The sequence below is a fragment of the Bacillus smithii genome, assembly GCF_001050115.1.
GTDB lineage: Bacteria > Bacillota > Bacilli > Bacillales > DSM-4216 > Bacillus_O > Bacillus_O smithii.
On record NZ_CP012024.1, the window covers coordinates 3,352,459 to 3,368,778 of the forward strand.

At 39.5% G+C, this 16,320-nt stretch carries 17 protein-coding genes; 1 reads left to right on the top strand and 16 read right to left on the bottom strand.

Features of this window, described 5'->3' with window-relative positions:
• Positions 1-3: 3 nt before the first annotated feature.
• The 7 genes from BSM4216_RS15710 to BSM4216_RS15745 all read right to left on the bottom strand — a co-directional run bounded on the left by BSM4216_RS15710 (position 4) and on the right by BSM4216_RS15745 (position 5,336).
• Positions 4-945 carry a YybS family protein gene (locus BSM4216_RS15710; protein ID WP_156179279.1) on the bottom strand — a complete coding sequence of 314 codons (942 nt, stop codon included), beginning with the start codon at positions 943-945 and terminating at the stop codon, positions 4-6.
• A gap of 223 nt (positions 946-1,168) precedes the next feature.
• Positions 1,169-1,405 (bottom strand): 30S ribosomal protein S18, encoded by a 237-nt coding sequence (gene rpsR, locus BSM4216_RS15715; RefSeq protein WP_003353442.1) that lies wholly within the window; start codon positions 1,403-1,405, stop codon positions 1,169-1,171.
• A 26-nt stretch (positions 1,406-1,431) separates the two neighbouring features.
• A complete protein-coding gene (ssb, locus tag BSM4216_RS15720; protein WP_048624326.1) occupies positions 1,432-1,929 on the bottom strand; it encodes a single-stranded DNA-binding protein in 498 nt (165 codons plus the stop codon).
• 69 nt (positions 1,930-1,998) lie between these two features.
• Positions 1,999-2,286, bottom strand: coding sequence for a 30S ribosomal protein S6 (gene rpsF / locus BSM4216_RS15725; RefSeq protein ID WP_048624327.1), 288 nt, complete (start codon positions 2,284-2,286; stop codon positions 1,999-2,001).
• A gap of 350 nt (positions 2,287-2,636) precedes the next feature.
• Entirely contained in the window at positions 2,637-3,737 is a 1,101-nt protein-coding gene (gene ychF, locus BSM4216_RS15730) for a redox-regulated ATPase YchF (protein ID WP_048624328.1), read from the bottom strand.
• A 481-nt stretch (positions 3,738-4,218) separates the two neighbouring features.
• The gene (locus tag BSM4216_RS15740) at positions 4,219-4,422 is read right to left on the bottom strand and encodes a DUF951 domain-containing protein (protein WP_003353436.1); all 204 of its coding nucleotides are present in this window, start codon (positions 4,420-4,422) and stop codon (positions 4,219-4,221) included.
• Between the two features lie 14 nt (positions 4,423-4,436).
• Positions 4,437-5,336, bottom strand: coding sequence for a mechanosensitive ion channel family protein (locus BSM4216_RS15745; RefSeq protein WP_048624330.1), 900 nt, complete (start codon positions 5,334-5,336; stop codon positions 4,437-4,439).
• A gap of 181 nt (positions 5,337-5,517) precedes the next feature.
• Here BSM4216_RS15745 and yyaC point away from each other — a divergent pair, with 181 nt between their 5' ends.
• A complete protein-coding gene (gene yyaC, locus BSM4216_RS15750; protein WP_048624331.1) occupies positions 5,518-6,132 on the top strand; it encodes a spore protease YyaC in 615 nt (204 codons plus the stop codon).
• A 45-nt stretch (positions 6,133-6,177) separates the two neighbouring features.
• On the opposite strand, the gene BSM4216_RS15755 is transcribed toward yyaC, so the two are convergent.
• The 9 genes from BSM4216_RS15755 to rpmH form a co-directional block, all read right to left on the bottom strand.
• Positions 6,178-6,885, bottom strand: coding sequence for a DUF554 domain-containing protein (locus BSM4216_RS15755; protein ID WP_048624332.1), 708 nt, complete (start codon positions 6,883-6,885; stop codon positions 6,178-6,180).
• 146 nt (positions 6,886-7,031) lie between these two features.
• Positions 7,032-7,889: a ParB/RepB/Spo0J family partition protein gene (locus BSM4216_RS15760; RefSeq protein WP_048624333.1), complete on the bottom strand. Its 858-nt coding sequence runs from the start codon at positions 7,887-7,889 to the stop codon at positions 7,032-7,034.
• Positions 7,882-8,643, bottom strand: coding sequence for a ParA family protein (locus BSM4216_RS15765; RefSeq protein WP_003353431.1), 762 nt, complete (start codon positions 8,641-8,643; stop codon positions 7,882-7,884). The genes BSM4216_RS15760 and BSM4216_RS15765 overlap by 8 nt, the downstream gene beginning before the upstream one ends.
• 292 nt (positions 8,644-8,935) lie before the next feature.
• Complete coding sequence (gene noc, locus BSM4216_RS15770; RefSeq protein ID WP_048624334.1) at positions 8,936-9,790, bottom strand: nucleoid occlusion protein; 855 nt, start codon at positions 9,788-9,790, stop codon at positions 8,936-8,938.
• A 195-nt stretch (positions 9,791-9,985) separates the two neighbouring features.
• The gene (gene rsmG / locus BSM4216_RS15775; protein ID WP_048624335.1) at positions 9,986-10,702 is read right to left on the bottom strand and encodes a 16S rRNA (guanine(527)-N(7))-methyltransferase RsmG; all 717 of its coding nucleotides are present in this window, start codon (positions 10,700-10,702) and stop codon (positions 9,986-9,988) included.
• 191 nt (positions 10,703-10,893) lie between these two features.
• On the bottom strand, positions 10,894-12,783 hold the full coding sequence (gene mnmG, locus BSM4216_RS15780) for a tRNA uridine-5-carboxymethylaminomethyl(34) synthesis enzyme MnmG (protein ID WP_003353427.1): 1,890 nt from the start codon (positions 12,781-12,783) through the stop codon (positions 10,894-10,896).
• 32 nt (positions 12,784-12,815) lie between these two features.
• The gene (gene mnmE / locus BSM4216_RS15785) at positions 12,816-14,195 is read right to left on the bottom strand and encodes a tRNA uridine-5-carboxymethylaminomethyl(34) synthesis GTPase MnmE (RefSeq protein WP_174521029.1); all 1,380 of its coding nucleotides are present in this window, start codon (positions 14,193-14,195) and stop codon (positions 12,816-12,818) included.
• Between the two features lie 937 nt (positions 14,196-15,132).
• On the bottom strand, positions 15,133-15,489 hold the full coding sequence (rnpA, locus tag BSM4216_RS15790) for a ribonuclease P protein component (RefSeq protein WP_048624337.1): 357 nt from the start codon (positions 15,487-15,489) through the stop codon (positions 15,133-15,135).
• A gap of 97 nt (positions 15,490-15,586) precedes the next feature.
• Positions 15,587-15,721, bottom strand: a complete 135-nt coding sequence (rpmH, locus tag BSM4216_RS15795; RefSeq protein WP_003353423.1) for a 50S ribosomal protein L34 — start codon at positions 15,719-15,721, stop codon at positions 15,587-15,589.
• Positions 15,722-16,320 lie beyond the last annotated feature (599 nt).

A 16,320-nucleotide genomic window follows, 5' to 3' on the forward strand; every position in this document is an offset into this window, starting at 1 on the left:
AAGTCATGGTTTTTGTTGGAGGCGCTGTTTTAAATCAAAACCTAAATCCATTATACCTAATATCCGGACAAGATAAAGCACCGGAAAAAAGAGAAAAGAAAGAACTGTCAGCGCTGTTGGGACCGCTTTCGGCCAATTTTTTAAGTTCCCGAAAAAGTAAAGAAACGAGATCCCTTGAATGGTGAGACAGATTTGCAGCATAAATAACAAATTTATATAAATCATATACCACATACTCCCATTTTCAGGAACAAAGATAATGGCTGCGATTAAAACGATGATATAATACCATAATACGCTTTTCGGCATTTGCCATTCACGGATAGGCTTCCAAGAGGGAACCTCAACCCCTAATCTTTTCAAAATCGGAAAATGGATGACTGTAAACAGGAAAACCATGACAAACGAAGAAACGACAAATATACTTGGCACAAGAGCACGGAAATAGTCCATGCCAAATTCGAATTGCTCCATTGCTTTGTCAGGAACGGGCTCTCCCAGTTGATCCATCATATGAACGGATCGCTCAAACGATTCTCTCAACATTTTCATGGAATCATCAATTAAATTAAAATGGAAGAAAAGAACAGCGACCACGTATTGAATGATCGTATTGGCCAAAAAGACCAAACTTCCCGCCATATAAACAGAGAACTTCCCTTTTTTTCGATAAAGAAAATAACCCATCGCCGCGCCTGTTGTTCCATAGGCAAACCCAATCGAAACAGCGGCAATATTTCCCGTTATCATAGATATGATAATGGCTGCAATGATGAGCATGACTGAGTTTTTGGCAGGGTATTTTGCGCTGTATATGAAAAACGGCAATATAAGAAAAAAGCTTGATGCAATCCAAAGTACCGGTATGTAAAGAGTGATGAGTAACAGGACTGCATAGAGAGCGAGCATCATCGCTCCTTCCGTTAATATTCGCGTATTTTTCACAAAAACACCTCTCTATGTCATGGTAAGTTGCTTAAGTTCATCACTTACCATTTTAGCTTTCATATCACGATGATTCAATATTCTTGGCAGACTGTTGAAATCGCTCTGTTTTATGGAATGTGCAGAAGAAACACAGATTTCATCCTATTAAACAGATGGCGCTTATTTTACAAATAAGCAAAAGCAGCAAGGATTCCATTCCCTGCTGCTTACTAAGAAAACCTTATTTATCTTCCGCTACATATGGCAGAAGTGCCATTTGACGTGCTCGTTTGATGGCACGAGTTAATTGGCGTTGATATTTCGCACTTGTTCCAGTTACACGGCGCGGAAGAATTTTTCCACGTTCAGAAATGAACTTTTTCAGAAGATCTACATCTTTATAGTCAATGTGTGTAATGCCGTTAGCTGTAAAATAGCACACTTTCCGGCGTCTGCGTCCGCCTCTGCGTCCAGCCATGTGATTCCCTCCTTTTCTTTATTCGCTTAAAATGGAAGATCATCATCGGAAATATCAATTTGTTGTCCATCGTTGGCAAATGGATCTTCATCTACACGTGTATAATTTTCATTTCTTTGTTGATTCTGATTTGGGCTAAACGGAAAATCCTGAGATTTCTGGCCGCTATAAAATCCGTTTTCACCGCCGCGATTATTGGTAACGCTGCGTGGCTCTAAAAATTGAACGCTTTCGGCTAGAACTTCTGTTACATATACACGTCTTCCATCTTGTGCTTCATAGTTTCGTGTTTGCAAACGGCCGTCAACGCCAGCTAAACTACCTTTTTTTAAGTAGTTTGCCACGTTTTCAGCCGGGCGCCGCCATACTACACAATTAATAAAGTCAGCTTCTCTTTCGCCCTGTTGATTCGTATAATTTCGATTGACAGCAAGAGTAAAGGTAGCAACCGCTACTCCATTCGGTGTATATCGAAGCTCAGGATCCCTTGTTAACCGACCGACCAAAACGACACGGTTCATCATCAGAATCAACCCCTTTTTTACACGTGTTCCACGTGAAACATATATGATTCAAATTTCATTTTCATCAAATTATTCATCTTCTTTTACAACAATGTGGCGAAGAATATCGTCGTTGATTTTTGCCAAACGGTCAAATTCTTGAACAGCTTCCGGATTCGACTTCACATGAACAATGTGGTAAATTCCTTCGCGGAAGTCGTTAATTTCGTAGGCTAAACGACGTTTTCCCCACTCTTTCGAATCGATGATTTCCGCACCTTTGGAAGACAAAATATTGTCAAAACGTTCTACGATTGATTTTTTCGTTTCATCGTCAACGTTTGGGCGGATAATATACATAAGTTCGTACTTTCTCATCTTTCTTTCACCTCCTCATGGTCTATGCGGCTCTTTTTCACATAAAAGAGCAAGGAGTAACAATCTTTCATTACTCACAATTTGATAGTATACCATAGTTTTAACGAAAAAGCAATTTCCCATAAATGTTGTGCAGTATAAAAAAACGATGGTAATGTGTATCTATCATTGTCTTGTTTATTATACCATAAACAGAACGAATGTTCCTGATTATTTTTTAAAATCTGAAAAAAAGATCGCTTTTCAACTGAATCTTGTATTTTCAACTGTTACAAAATAATTTGTTTCCTTAATATACACTGAAAAGAAAAAATCCGCTAAAAACACAGCGGATTTTCCCATCAACTTCATTATACGTTGAAACGGAAATGAATGACATCTCCATCCTGCACGACATAATCTTTTCCTTCCAGTCGCACTTTGCCGGCTTCGCGGGCCCCAACCATAGAACCTGCTTCGATTAAGTCTTCATAAGAAACCACTTCCGCCCGGATAAATCCTCGTTCAAAATCCGAATGGATAATACCGGCGCATTCCGGTGCTTTCATTCCTTTTTTAAACGTCCAAGCACGCACTTCCGGCTCACCCGCCGTAAAATACGTCGCCAAACCAAGCAAATGATAAGCAGCGCGAATCAATTGATCAAGCCCTGATTCTTCGATGCCTAGTTCTTGAAGGAACATCGCTTTTTCTTCATCCTCCAATTCGGCGATCTCTTCCTCAATCTTTGCACATACCACGATGACTTCAGCATTGTCTTTTTCTGCAAATTCACGTACTTGCTGTACATATTGGTTGTTGGAGGCGTCCGCTGCATCGTCTTCTCCTACATTGGCGACATAAAGAACCGGTTTCATCGTCAACAATTGGAAACCTTTCACAAGTTTTTCTTGTTCTTCGGTGAATTCTACCGTACGAGCCGGTTTTTCCGCTTCAAAGGCTTCTTTTAATTTGCTCAACACTTCAAATTCAGCCATAGCTGCTTTATCTTTTTGCTTCGCGATCTTTTCCACTTTTCCAATTCGCTTTTCTACTGTTTCCAAGTCCGCTAAAATTAATTCTAAATTGATCGTTTCTATATCGGCAATCGGATCTACTTTTCCAGCAACATGGGTAATATTTTCATCGGCAAAACATCTTACGACATGACAAATCGCATCCACTTGGCGAATATGGGAAAGAAATTTATTTCCTAATCCTTCCCCTTTGCTGGCACCTTTTACAATTCCGGCAATATCTGTGAATTCAAAAGTGGTCGGAACGATTTTTTTGGGATGAACGATCTCTGCCAATCGATTAAGACGTTGATCCGGAACTTCCACCATTCCTACATTGGGATCAATCGTACAAAATGGATAGTTCGCTGATTCCGCTCCCGCCTTTGTAATCGCATTAAATAAGGTAGATTTTCCAACGTTCGGCAAGCCGACAATTCCGGCTGTTAAAGCCATAAATAGTCACTCCTCTATTTATATAACTTTCATCCATAACTGTTCTGCTTTCTAAAAACGGCTGCAACAAAGAAAAGGATATTTATAAATGAGCCTCTTTCCTCTTGAAAAAAGAATAAAAAATTGTCAGTCTACAATAAAACCTTTTCCAATTATAGAGATAAGAAAGAAAAATGACAAGAACCGCGTCTTGGCATCTCTTTTAATCCTGTTCCGAATACTTCCAATGAAAAAGAGTGAACGTCTTTGTCATCAAGAGATAGGCTTTTTTGTGATTCAAGAAGCATCTCAAATGACAAACCATTGTCATATCGTGGAAACATTACAAAACAGCTGTGTGGCAAAGGAAAACTTTTTTGACAAAGAAAAAGACTTAGTGGTTCTCATCAAAGATTGTAAGATTTCTCCATTTTTTCAATGGACAAATAAGAGGCCAATTTTGATAGAGGGAACAATCCTCTGAAAATGGCCTCATTTTCGTCTAGTTTTCCTGATCAGCCGATTCCAATACCCTTTTCATTTTTTTCACAAACTCTTTTCTTGGAATCAACACACTATGACCGCAGCCCTGGCATTTTATACGGATGTCCATCCCCATTCGGATGATTTGCCAACGGTTCGTTCCACATGGATGCTGCTTTTTCATTTCTACAATATCATGCAGCTGAAAAGTTTTGGTGTCCATACACGATCACCCTCCTAACTCGTCTCCGTGTCTTTTCTTCCAATCATGTTTTCTTTTTCTTCACGCGAATACATGACAAGACGCGGAAATGGGATTTCGATGCCTTTTTCATCTAGACACAATTTTACTTCTTTTCTTATCATCCGGGCAATATACATATGGTTCATGGGAGTTGTTTCGGCAACAATTCTCAATACTACTTCCGTTGCCCCCATGTTTTGGATGCCAAGCAGCTGTGGTGGAGCAACTAACTCTTCGTATTTATCGGGAAGGGTCTTTAAGAGCTCTTCAATCGTTTGCTCCACTTCCTCAATATTTTCTTCATAAGCAACGGTAACGTCGACAATCGCTAAACTGTTGTGCAAAGAAAAGTTCGTCACTTCTGTTATACTGCCATTAGGCAAAATATGAAGCTCTCCTGTCCAGCTTTTGATTTTTGTCGTCCGCAGCCCGATTTCTTCCACATATCCTTCATATTTGCCAATACGGATATAGTCGCCTACTGAGAATTGATCCTCAAAAATAATGAAAAATCCCGTAATGACATCTTTAACTAAACTTTGCGCTCCAAAACCAACAGCCAGACCAACTACTCCAGCACCCGCGATCAAACCTTTTATATCAAATGTCATAATCGACAGTATATTAACAAAAGCGATAAAATACACCACATAGGTAAGAACATTTTCCAGCAGCCTTAATAAGGTGTTTTCCCTTCTTTCCGAAAAGTTTAAAGGAGATTTCGCACGCAATTTAAAGATATTACGGATCATCACTTTTCCGATTCGAATCACAATAGCTGCCAGCAATATCGTTACGGTGATTTTCAGCGCTCCTTCACCAATGGACAGCCATAAATCTTCATTGGTCAATCTTTCCCATAACCGCTCAATCAATCTATCCCAAGTTTTCAAGTCGGTCCCCCCCTTTTGGTTATCATTTAACGAAAACATTGATCTATTTTCGAAACGAACATTCCTTTTTTATCCAGTAATGGATATTGCAGATAGATATTTTGGCAAGATTGTGCATTCCCACGTATAGAAAAATTGGTTTATCCGTATACTATAATACATCCGGAAGGGAGCGGTATAAATGAATATAAAAAATTGGCTGGACAAGAAAATAGAGCCTGTAAAAATTTACTATGAAGATGAAAACGCCGTCCAAATCATTTCAAAACAGCTTGTCTCACTTCTGCCTAAACAAAATCGGCCGATCGTATTCATATGTATCGGAACCGATCGGTCTACTGGCGATTCATTAGGGCCTTTAGTTGGGACATTGCTGGAAGAAAAACAGCTTTCTTCTTTTCATGTTTTGGGAACGTTGGACGATCCGGTTCATGCGGTAAATTTACAGGAAAAATTACATAAAGTACACAGCACTTTTGACAATCCGTTTATTATTGGAATCGACGCATGCCTGGGCCGCTTAAAAAGCATTGGATGTATCCAAATCGATCTAGGGCCCGTCAAACCTGGAGCGGGTGTTCAAAAAGATCTGCCCCCTGTAGGCGATGCCCATTTAACTGGCATCGTGAACGTCAGCGGATTCATGGAGTTTTTTGTTCTTCAAAATACCCGTTTAAATTTAGTGATGAAAATGGCCAAAATCATATCGCGAGGCATTTTAGAGGCGTCCTACCTTTATCCCGTCAAAAAATCTTTTTATCCATTGGAACTGAAAGAAAGGCAACAGCTCCCATAAAAATACTGGCTGCCCACTTTACTATGATCATATCATTAGCAGTTATCAAACAAAATAGTAAAAAATTACAAGAATGACCGTCACCACAAGGCTTGGCAAAAAATTGGCCACTTTGATTTTCGTTAACCCAAGAACGTTTAAGCCAATCGCGAAGATCATAATTCCTCCAACCGATGTCATTTCGGTAATAAAGGAATCTATCATTTCTTTTGGGACGAAATGGTTAATTTGTGTGGCAAACAAAGCGATCAAACCTTCATATAGAAAAACAGGTATAGCCGAAAATAAAACTCCCATTCCGAGAGTGGAGCTTAAAATAAGCGCCGTAAATCCATCCAGAATGGACTTCGTAAACAGCACTTGATGATTTCCCCTTATACCGCTGTCTAAAGCACCCACAATGCCCATGGCGCCAATAACAAAAATGAGCGTAGCGGTCACAAATCCTTCAGAAATGCTCCCACTACGGTTTGAATGATTGCCTATTTTTCTTTCGATCCATATGCCTAACTGATTTAATTTGTCTTCCAACGCCATCCATTCTCCGATGACAACACCGGCAACTAAACTGATCACAACGGCCAAAAAATTTTCGCTCTTCAATCCCATTTGCAGACCAAGCACTAATACAGCCAATCCGATCGCATGCATTACCGCATTTTTAATGCCTTCCGGTATATTGTGTAAAAATTTCCCTATAATCGAGCCGGCTAAAATGCTCAATCCGTTAACCAACGAGCCCAAAAGCACCATTCCAATTTCCTCCAATACTTCCGAAGTTGTTACAATCTTGAAGCGGCATTGTCATTATCTTGCGTTTTCGATGATATCGATAAGAATTCGCAGGAAATCTCGATTTAAAACAAAGCCCAAAAAATAAACCATCGTTGGATGGTTTTTTATCTTTCTTGCTGATCGAGCAGCTGAAGGATTCGATTTAAATCCTCTTTTGAAAAAAATTCAATCTCGATTTTTCCCTTTTCTTTATTTTTTCCTTGGCGAATCACCACATTGGTTCCCAGTCGATCTCGTAAAATGCTTTCTTGCTCTTTCAGAAAGACATCTTTTTCTTCTTTTTTCTTTTTTGTTTCACGTGAAACATTTTCGTTTAATTGCTGAATTAATTTTTCAAGCTGGCGGACATTGAGATGTTCTTTCATCACTTTTTCGACTAAATAAGGCAGCTTTTCTTTTTTCTTTAACCCCAGCAACGCTCTCCCATGTCCCATGGAGATTTTCCCGTCCGAAATATAAGCTTGAATTTCAGGTGGTAGAGAAAGAAGACGAAGATGATTGGCTATATGTGGACGGCTTTTTCCTAATCTATTCGCTAATTCTTCCTGAGTTAAACCAAGTTTATCCATTAGCATTTGATAGGCGGCTGCTTCTTCAATAGGTGTTAAATCCTCCCGCTGCAGGTTTTCAAGAACAGCCAGTTCCATCATTTGCTCATCTTTCATTTCTCGTACAATCACCGGGACTTTTTCCAATCCCGCTTCTTTTGCCGCTCGAAAACGTCTTTCCCCTGCAACAATCTCATATCCCTTTATACTCTTTCTGACAATCAACGGCTGCAGCACTCCATGTTCTGCTATGGATTGCTCTAATTCTTTAATTTTTTCTTTATGGAAAATTTTCCGTGGCTGATAAGGATTAGGGCGCAGTTCTTTTAATTTTACTTCTTTGATGACTTCTTCATTGGCCGGTTCCAAATTTTTAAATAGGGCGTCTATTCCTTTCCCGAGTCCCTTAGCCATTCATGGCCACCTCCTTGGCAAAATCTAAATAAACATCTGCTCCCCTTGATTTGGGATCATAAAGTATAATAGGCTTCCCATGGCTAGGCGCTTCACTCAGCCGGACATTGCGGGGAATGATCGTTCGATAGACTTTATCCTGAAAATATTTTTTGACTTCTTCAATGACTTGAATACCCAGATTCGTCCGAGCATCCAGCATGGTAAGAAGAACGCCGTCAATAGTAAGATCATGGTTTAAATGTTTTTGGACAAGACGAACGGTATTTAAAAGTTGGCTCAGCCCCTCGAGAGCATAATATTCGCATTGAACGGGAATAATTACGGAATCAGCTGCTGCCAATGCATTAATCGTTAACAAACCTAATGAAGGGGGACAATCTATAATAATGAAATCATATTCATGCTTGATTTTATCCAATGCGCTTTTCAATCGCACTTCCCGGGAAATAGTGGGGACGAGTTCAATCTCAGCACCTGCAAGATTGATCGTTGCCGGAACAACATACAAATTTTCAACAGCGGTCGGGTTCACTATTTTGGCTATATCAGCATCATCAACTAAAACATCATAAATGCATTGCTGAATTTCTCCCTTTTCAATACCGGCACCGCTCGTTGCATTTCCTTGAGGATCGATATCTACGAGCAGAACCTTTTTTCCTATGTAAGCAAGACAAGCGCCCAAATTGACGGATGTCGTTGTTTTCCCCACTCCTCCTTTTTGATTTGCAATTGCTATGACCTTGCCCACGGTTTTCACCTACCTTTTTGCTCTACCAATTATGTAATCTATTTTATCAAAGGCTGTGTTAAAGTACAGTGCAGATTTAACCACGATAGAATAAAGCGAAACTTACTTTTTTAAAAGATTCTTAAATCTAAATTAATCTAAATTAATTTTTTAAAATCAAATTTTTTTGTTTATTTAAGAGGGAGAAAGATTAAGAGGAGACTGGTTGTATCGATGCAATGAAGACAAATGTGAAAAGTCCATGAAAAAGTGAGAAACATTTATGAAATTGAATGCTTCTCACTCACGTAATCTATGATTTTTTTTTCGGGATTCGAATGGTAATTTGATAAAACTCTCCTAAATCTTTTTCTTCTGAATCCAGCTTGATTCCACTTTTTGCAACCATGGTAAGGGACTGTCTGATCGTATTAACCGCAATTCTCATATCTTTGCTGATTGCTTTTTTTCTCGGTTTCGGTTTTGCCGGTGTTTTGTCTAACATTTTGGCAACTCGTTCTTCGGTTTGTTTGACATTCAAATTTTTCTCGATAATTTCATTCAACAGCTGAATTTGTTTTTCAGGATCTTTGAGAGGAATGAGCGCCCTCGCATGTCTTTCTGTAATGTTTTTTTTCAATAAAGACTCTTGGATTTCTTGAGGCAGTTTTAGGAGACGAAGCTTATTGGCCACAGTGGATTGACCTTTTCCCAGCCTTTGAGCTAAAGCCTCTTGAGTTAAATTATGAAGCTCTAACAGCTTGCCGTAAGCCATTGCCTCTTCTATGGGTGAAAGCTCTTCCCTCTGTAAGTTTTCGATTAAGGCCACAGAAGCTGTTTCCGTATCATTTAAATTCTTTATAATAGCCGGTACCGTTTCCCATCCTAATTTCTGGACAGCCCGCCAACGTCTCTCGCCAGCAATGATTTCATATTTTCCTTGCTCAAATTCCCTGACAACAATCGGCTGAATAATCCCATGCGTATGAATTGTTCTGGATAATTCTATTATTTTTTCATCATCAAAAATCGTTCTCGGCTGAAAACGATTGGGGATAATTTGGGATATGGGGATGTGTTTTACTTCTTCTCTCTCACTCGTTATTTCTTGCGTTTCATCAACTTCTTTTTCACCCAAACCAAAAAAACGAGAGAAAGGATGCTTCATCGTCCTCCACCACCTTTAGGAAACTCCCTTATTACATATTCTTTATCTTGACGACAAGTTCCTGCAAAACCAATGGTCAATTCGTGTTTTTCAATAATCTTCTTTCGACATATTTTTATATATTTCCCGGAAAATATTTTGACGGTCCGGACTTTTCCCTCTCTATAATAACTTTTTTCTCCTTATTATGGAACGTTATTCCAACGGCATTTTATTAGGCACTCCAGGCTTGCGCGGATATTTTTTAGGCGTTTGTTTTACTTTTTCAATCCAGATAATATTTCTTTCGCTTTGTTCGTACGGCAACAGAAACGATCCAATTTCTTTGATTTTGCCTCCCAAAGTGGAGATGGCTTTTTCAGCCGCACGCAGTTCTTCTTGGGCATGGGCAGCTTTCATCGCCAAAAAGGCTCCATTTTCTTTCACAAGCGGCAAACACAGTTCGCTCAACACCGACATTCTGGCAACGGCTCTAGCCGTGACCACATCGTAATGCTCGCGATGCTCTTTCTTTTGTCCAAAACTTTCTGCGCGGTCATGGTAAAAGGACGTATTTTCCAATTTCAATGTTTTGGCTAATTCCTCCAAAAAGGTAATTCGTTTTTTCAAAGAATCGACAATGGTTATTTTTAACGATGGAAATACGATTTTTAAAGGAATGCTTGGAAAACCGGCCCCCGCTCCCACGTCACATACCGACCATTCTTTGCGAAAATCGTAATAAAAAGCAGCGGAAATCGAATCATAAAAATGTTTTAAATAGACTTCTTCCCGATCGGTTATGGCAGTCAAATTCATTCGCTCGTTCCAGTCCACAAGCATTTCGTAATAGCGTTCGAATTGCTCAAGCTGAAAAGAAGTCAATATAATTCCTTTTTCTTTAAGTTTTTCTTGAAATTGATCAATGTTCATGACTTCATCATTCCCTATTTTGATTCTCTCACTTATAGGCAGTCATCCCCCACTTGTTCAAATCGACAAAAAGTGGGGGACATTTTTTGAAAAAAACTATTTGCAGTGTCTTTTATGGAACCTTTCTCCCACATGCTAACGCATTCGTTCAGCTTGACGCTTCCGGGAAAATGATCCGATCCATATTCATTTTAATTAGCGATGCGTGCAATTTTTCCTTGTTCAATATAAACAAGCAAAATGGAAATATCCGCCGGATTGACGCCGGAAATACGTGACGCTTGAGCAATCGACAACGGCCGCACTTTTTTTAATTTTTGTCGAGCTTCTGTGGCAAGACCGTTGATGGCATCATAATCAATATCTTCCGGAATCTTTTTATTTTCCATTTTTTTTAACTTATCAACTTGCTGCAGCGATTTTTGAATATATCCTTCATATTTAATCTGAATTTCAACTTGTTCTTCGACTTCTGGGCTTAACTCTTTTTCGGCCGGAACGATTTTTTTGATATGGTCATATGTCATTTCCGGTCTTTTCAGCAAGTCTGAAGCTCGGATCCCATCCTTAAGCGGGCTTCCTCCTGCTTCTGAAATCAGCTGCTGTACCTCTTCATTCGGCTTGATGATAGTGGATTTCAGCCGCTTCATTTCATTTTCAATGTCTTGCTTTTTATTTAAAAAGGCTTGATAGCGTTCTTCTTTAATTAATCCAAGCTTGTAGCCAATTTCCGTTAAACGAAGATCGGCATTATCATGACGGAGTAGCAAGCGGTATTCAGCCCGCGATGTCAGCAAACGATACGGTTCGTTCGTTCCTTTTGTCACCAAGTCGTCGATAAGCACTCCAATATAAGCATCGGATCTGCTTAAAATCACTTCTTCTTTTCCAAGAACCCGACATGCTGCATTAATACCTGCCATAATCCCTTGTCCAGCTGCTTCTTCATAGCCGGATGTTCCATTAATTTGGCCTGCAGTATACAAATTCTTAATTTTTTTCGTTTCTAGAGTTGGCCACAGTTGTGTTGGCACGATCGCATCATATTCGATGGCATAGCCAGCACGCATTAATTGTGCTTTTTCAAGACCGGGGATAGTTTGCAAAATACGATGTTGCACATCTTCCGGCAGACTCGTAGACAAACCTTGAACATATACTTCCTCAGTATTTCGTCCTTCTGGTTCCAAGAAAATTTGATGACGTGGTTTGTCATGGAAACGAACGACTTTATCTTCAATGGACGGACAATAACGCGGTCCAGTCCCTTTAATCATACCGGAATACATTGGAGACCGGTCCAAGTTGGCATTAATGATTTTGTGTGTTTCCTCATTGGTATATGTCAGCCAGCAAGGGAGCTGGTCGGTGATAAATTTGGTCGTTTCATAACTGAAAGCTCTTGGTTCTTCATCGCCCGGTTGAATTTCCGTTTTGCTGTAATCGATAGTTTTGCTATTGACGCGCGGTGGTGTACCCGTTTTAAATCGAACAATGTCAAATCCAAGTTCTTTTAAATGCTCAGCAAGGCCTATCGAAGGTTGTTGATTATTCGGGCCGCTCGAATATTTCAAGTCTCCGATGATAATTTCCCCGCGCAAATAGGTTCCTGTCGTTAAAACGACTGTTTTTGAACGATACACCGCACCTGTTTTCGTTATAACCCCTTTACATTCATCATTTTCGACAATTAATTTTTCAACCATTCCTTGAACTAATGTTAAATTCGGTTCGTTTTCCAGCGTTTTTTTCATTTCCCGCTGATATAAAACTTTATCCGCTTGCGCTCTTAGCGCACGGACGGCCGGACCTTTACCTGTATTTAACATTCTCATTTGGATATAGGTTTTATCAATATTTTTTCCCATTTCCCCGCCCAATGCGTCAATTTCGCGGACAACAATTCCTTTTGCCGGACCGCCGATTGACGGGTTGCAAGGCATAAATGCGATCATATCCAAGTTGATGGTAATCATTAACGTCTTAGCACCCATTCTGGCAGCAGCCAGGCCTGCTTCGACTCCAGCATGTCCGGCACCGACGACAATGACATCATATTGGCCTGCTTCATATTGCTGCATCGTAATATTCCTCCTCTAAAAAGTACTGATCATTATTTTCCAAGACAGAATTGTGAAAACAGCTGATTGATTAAACTTTCATGGACGCTATCCCCAATGATTTCACCGAGCAATTCCCACGTTCTTGTTAAGTCGATTTGCACCATGTCGACCGGCATAGACGCTTCCACTCCTGCAATCGCATCATTGATCGCATTAAGCGCTTGGTTCAGCAAAGCGATATGGCGACTGTTGGATACATAAGTAGCGTCCTGCGATTCGATCGATCCCTCGAAAAATAGTGAAGCAATCGCCTCCTCCAATTCATCAATTCCTTGTTCTTCCAACAGAGATGTCGTTACGATCTTATGGTTGTTTGCCAGTTTCTGTACCCGTTCCATATCAATTTTTTGGGGAAGATCGGTTTTGTTGACGATGACAATGACGTCCATTCCTTTTGCCGCTTCAAACAATTTTTCATCTTCCGGCGTCAGCTCTTCTGAATAATTTAATACGAGTAGAATTAAATCTGCTTCTTTTAGTACTTGCCGCGACCGTTCTACCCCTATACGTTCGACGATATCTTCCGTTTCCCGGATCCCCGCTGTATCCACTAATCGAAGAGGCACGCCTCTTACATTTACAAATTCCTCAATTACATCGCGCGTTGTTCCCGGAATATTGGTGACGATCGCTTTATTTTCATGAACAAGAGCATTCAACAGCGATGATTTTCCTACATTCGGCCGGCCAATAATAACCGTTGACAATCCTTCTCTTAAAATTTTTCCTTGCTGAGACGTCCGTAACAGTTTTTCAATTTCTTGTTTGACGTATAAAGATTTTTTCAAAAGCAGCTCGTGGGTCATTTCTTCCACGTCATCATATTCCGGATAGTCAATATTCACTTCCACGTGAGCGAGCACTTCTAAAATTTCCTGACGAAGTTTACGGATCAACTTGGAAAGGCGTCCTTCCATTTGATTAAGAGCGACATTCATCGCTTTATCGGTTTTGGCGCGGATTAAATCCATCACTGCTTCTGCCTGCGACAAGTCAATACGTCCATTTAAAAAGGCTCTTTTTGTAAATTCACCCGGTTCTGCCATCCGGGCTCCCGAATTTAGTACTAGCTGCAATACACGATTCACCGAAACAAGGCCTCCGTGGCAGTTAATTTCCACCACGTCTTCCCTTGTAAACGTTTTGGGAGCCCTCATGACCGATACCATTACTTCTTCGACAACATTTCCGGTTTGTGGATCATGCAGTTGTCCGTAATGGATCGTATGGGTAGGAACGTCCGCCAATTTTTTTCCATTGGGGCTGTGAAACACTCGATCAGCAATAGAAACAGCATCGGGGCCGCTTAAACGAACGATTGCGATCGCTCCCTCCCCAAGCGGTGTCGAAATAGCCGCAATCGTGTCGATATCCATATCGACTCACCTCTTTTCGTCTCAAACTTTTGATCTATATAAATAAATTGGATTAGTTTTAAATCCTCTAAATTATTAGGTTACCACATAAGGTATTTCAAAAAAAGAACCTTGCTTTTTGTCAAGGCTTGGCTCAGATCTCATTTTATGATTTTCTACCCATAAGTGTATCAAAAAATATCCACAGTATAAACGGATAATGGTATTATTTTAACTTATTCACATGTGAATAACAATAATCAAATCGACCTTCGAACAGGGGCATTATAAACATGTGAATATCTTCGGAAGAAAAGAAAGTTATCAAAGTAAAACGAAGAGAATTAAGTGAGCGGGAAAGAGAAAGGATTGAAATGAGGGATAAGGAGAAAACTTTCACAAAAAACGACACAAGCCTTCTAGCTTGTGTTTTTCGTTTATAGAAATCAACAAATTTATACTTAAAATTTTCCTATATTATATAGTTATGAACTTTTCTTGAAATTAGAGCTTCTTTTTCACGCTCCAAATATTAATTTCCACCCGATTTTTGGAGACGGAACGGTGAAAATTTTCTTTTATTTGAGAGAAATGACGACAAAGAGATGGCGTTCCGCTTATTCTGAATGAGTCATCATACAAGCGAAAATGGACGATCTCCCTTTAAATGATTTGATTCTATCAGCGAAATCCCTTTTTTCGCTTTCTGCAAAACTCCTTATTCAACGGCGTCCCGTTTCACTCTCAATCGTGCCAAAAACTGTTTGCACGGCTTCTTTAACGATTTGTCCGATCACCGTATGTTCTTTCATATTTTTCTTCCTGTACCTGACTGTATTCTCTATGCTGATTCCGCAAAAAAACGGACCTCTGTCTGAAAAATGAAAAGCACGAAAAAGTCAGCAATGCATACCTTTATCAATCAATGGATGTCTGCCATCCTACTTTAGGACTAACATTCACTTGAATTCTTGTTTAAAACCTTCGCTTTTTTTAAGACATGAAGCAAACTTTTTTTGGTTTCATGAAAATCCATTTCCGCCGTAGGCTTTCTCGCAATCACCACAAAGTCGAACCCAGGTTTAATATCCTCTTTCAAGTCAGTGAATGTTTGCCTTATGTATCGTTTAATCCGATTTCTAATGACCGCTTTCCCTACTTTTTTACTGACGGATAACCCGATCCGAAAGGGCACCTTCTGCTCTTTTGGAAAATAGTACAAAACAAACTGACGGTTCGCCACTGAATTTCCGCCTTTAAACACCCTTTGAAATTCTTTATTTTTCTTAATTCGAAAAGCCTTTTTCATTTTTCTCAGCCCACCTATTTGCTTCTTTACTGCGCTTTTTCGTAAGCTGTTCCGTCTAGCCTAAATGTGAAAAAAGACCACTGAGGTTTTCAGTGGCCTATGCAGACAATACTTTTCTTCCTTTGCTACGACGGCGAGCCAACACTTTTCGTCCGTTTTTCGTACTCATGCGTTTGCGAAAACCATGAACTTTGCTTCTTCTCCGTTTATTTGGTTGATAAGTTCTTTTCATTTTGATAACACCTCCCTGAGGATCGGTTAGTCAACAATAATAGACAGTCTAATTCATTATAAAGATGTCGCAGCTTCATTGTCAACTCGTTTCCCAAAATCTTTGAAACACCCGCCGACGATTTCTATCAGTTTTCAAATTTGAAAATGAAAAAAATGCTCCTTAACATTTTATCCAAAAAGACATCTTCATTACTTTGTGGATATCTTTCGACAGATTTTTTCTTATCCACATAGGATACTAACATGTTTTTAACACATCCCCTGCTTGTGGAAAACTTTTTTGAACATATTTTCGATATTGTGGATAAATAGAGAAAGTCGTTGCAACTGCTTATATTATTTGCTATTATTAATGTGTTTTCACTCTGGATAGCTTTTCGGAATATATACACTTATCCACAATTGTGAATAACCTGTGGAAAAATTATTCCACAGGCTTGCAAAAAAATTATCCACATATTGCGGATTTTGTCGAAAAGCTATTTTTATCTTTATTATATAGTTATCCACTATGCATGGTATGCATATTTATAAATTTTATTTTGAAACCTACTATGAAAATATGAAAGTTGATCATGCCCTAAGGAGGGGACGGCA

Bases quoted from the DNA above. Each gene is read 5' to 3' on its own strand.
- rpsR (WP_003353442.1), bottom strand. From the start codon at position 1,405: ATGGCTGGACGCAGAGGCGGACGCAGACGCCGGAAAGTGTGCTATTTT.
- ssb (WP_048624326.1), bottom strand. From the start codon at position 1,929: ATGATGAACCGTGTCGTTTTGGTCGGTCGGTTAACAAGGGATCCTGAG.
- rpsF (WP_048624327.1), bottom strand. From the start codon at position 2,286: ATGAGAAAGTACGAACTTATGTATATTATCCGCCCAAACGTTGACGAT.
- ychF (WP_048624328.1), bottom strand. From the start codon at position 3,737: ATGGCTTTAACAGCCGGAATTGTCGGCTTGCCGAACGTTGGAAAATCT.
- BSM4216_RS15740 (WP_003353436.1), bottom strand. From the start codon at position 4,422: ATGGACACCAAAACTTTTCAGCTGCATGATATTGTAGAAATGAAAAAG.
- yyaC (WP_048624331.1), top strand. From the start codon at position 5,518: ATGAATATAAAAAATTGGCTGGACAAGAAAATAGAGCCTGTAAAAATT.
- BSM4216_RS15755 (WP_048624332.1), bottom strand. From the start codon at position 6,885: ATGGTGCTTTTGGGCTCGTTGGTTAACGGATTGAGCATTTTAGCCGGC.
- BSM4216_RS15760 (WP_048624333.1), bottom strand. From the start codon at position 7,889: ATGGCTAAGGGACTCGGGAAAGGAATAGACGCCCTATTTAAAAATTTG.
- noc (WP_048624334.1), bottom strand. From the start codon at position 9,790: ATGAAGCATCCTTTCTCTCGTTTTTTTGGTTTGGGTGAAAAAGAAGTT.
- rsmG (WP_048624335.1), bottom strand. From the start codon at position 10,702: ATGAACATTGATCAATTTCAAGAAAAACTTAAAGAAAAAGGAATTATA.
- mnmG (WP_003353427.1), bottom strand. From the start codon at position 12,783: ATGCAGCAATATGAAGCAGGCCAATATGATGTCATTGTCGTCGGTGCC.
- rnpA (WP_048624337.1), bottom strand. From the start codon at position 15,489: ATGAAAAAGGCTTTTCGAATTAAGAAAAATAAAGAATTTCAAAGGGTG.
- rpmH (WP_003353423.1), bottom strand. From the start codon at position 15,721: ATGAAAAGAACTTATCAACCAAATAAACGGAGAAGAAGCAAAGTTCAT.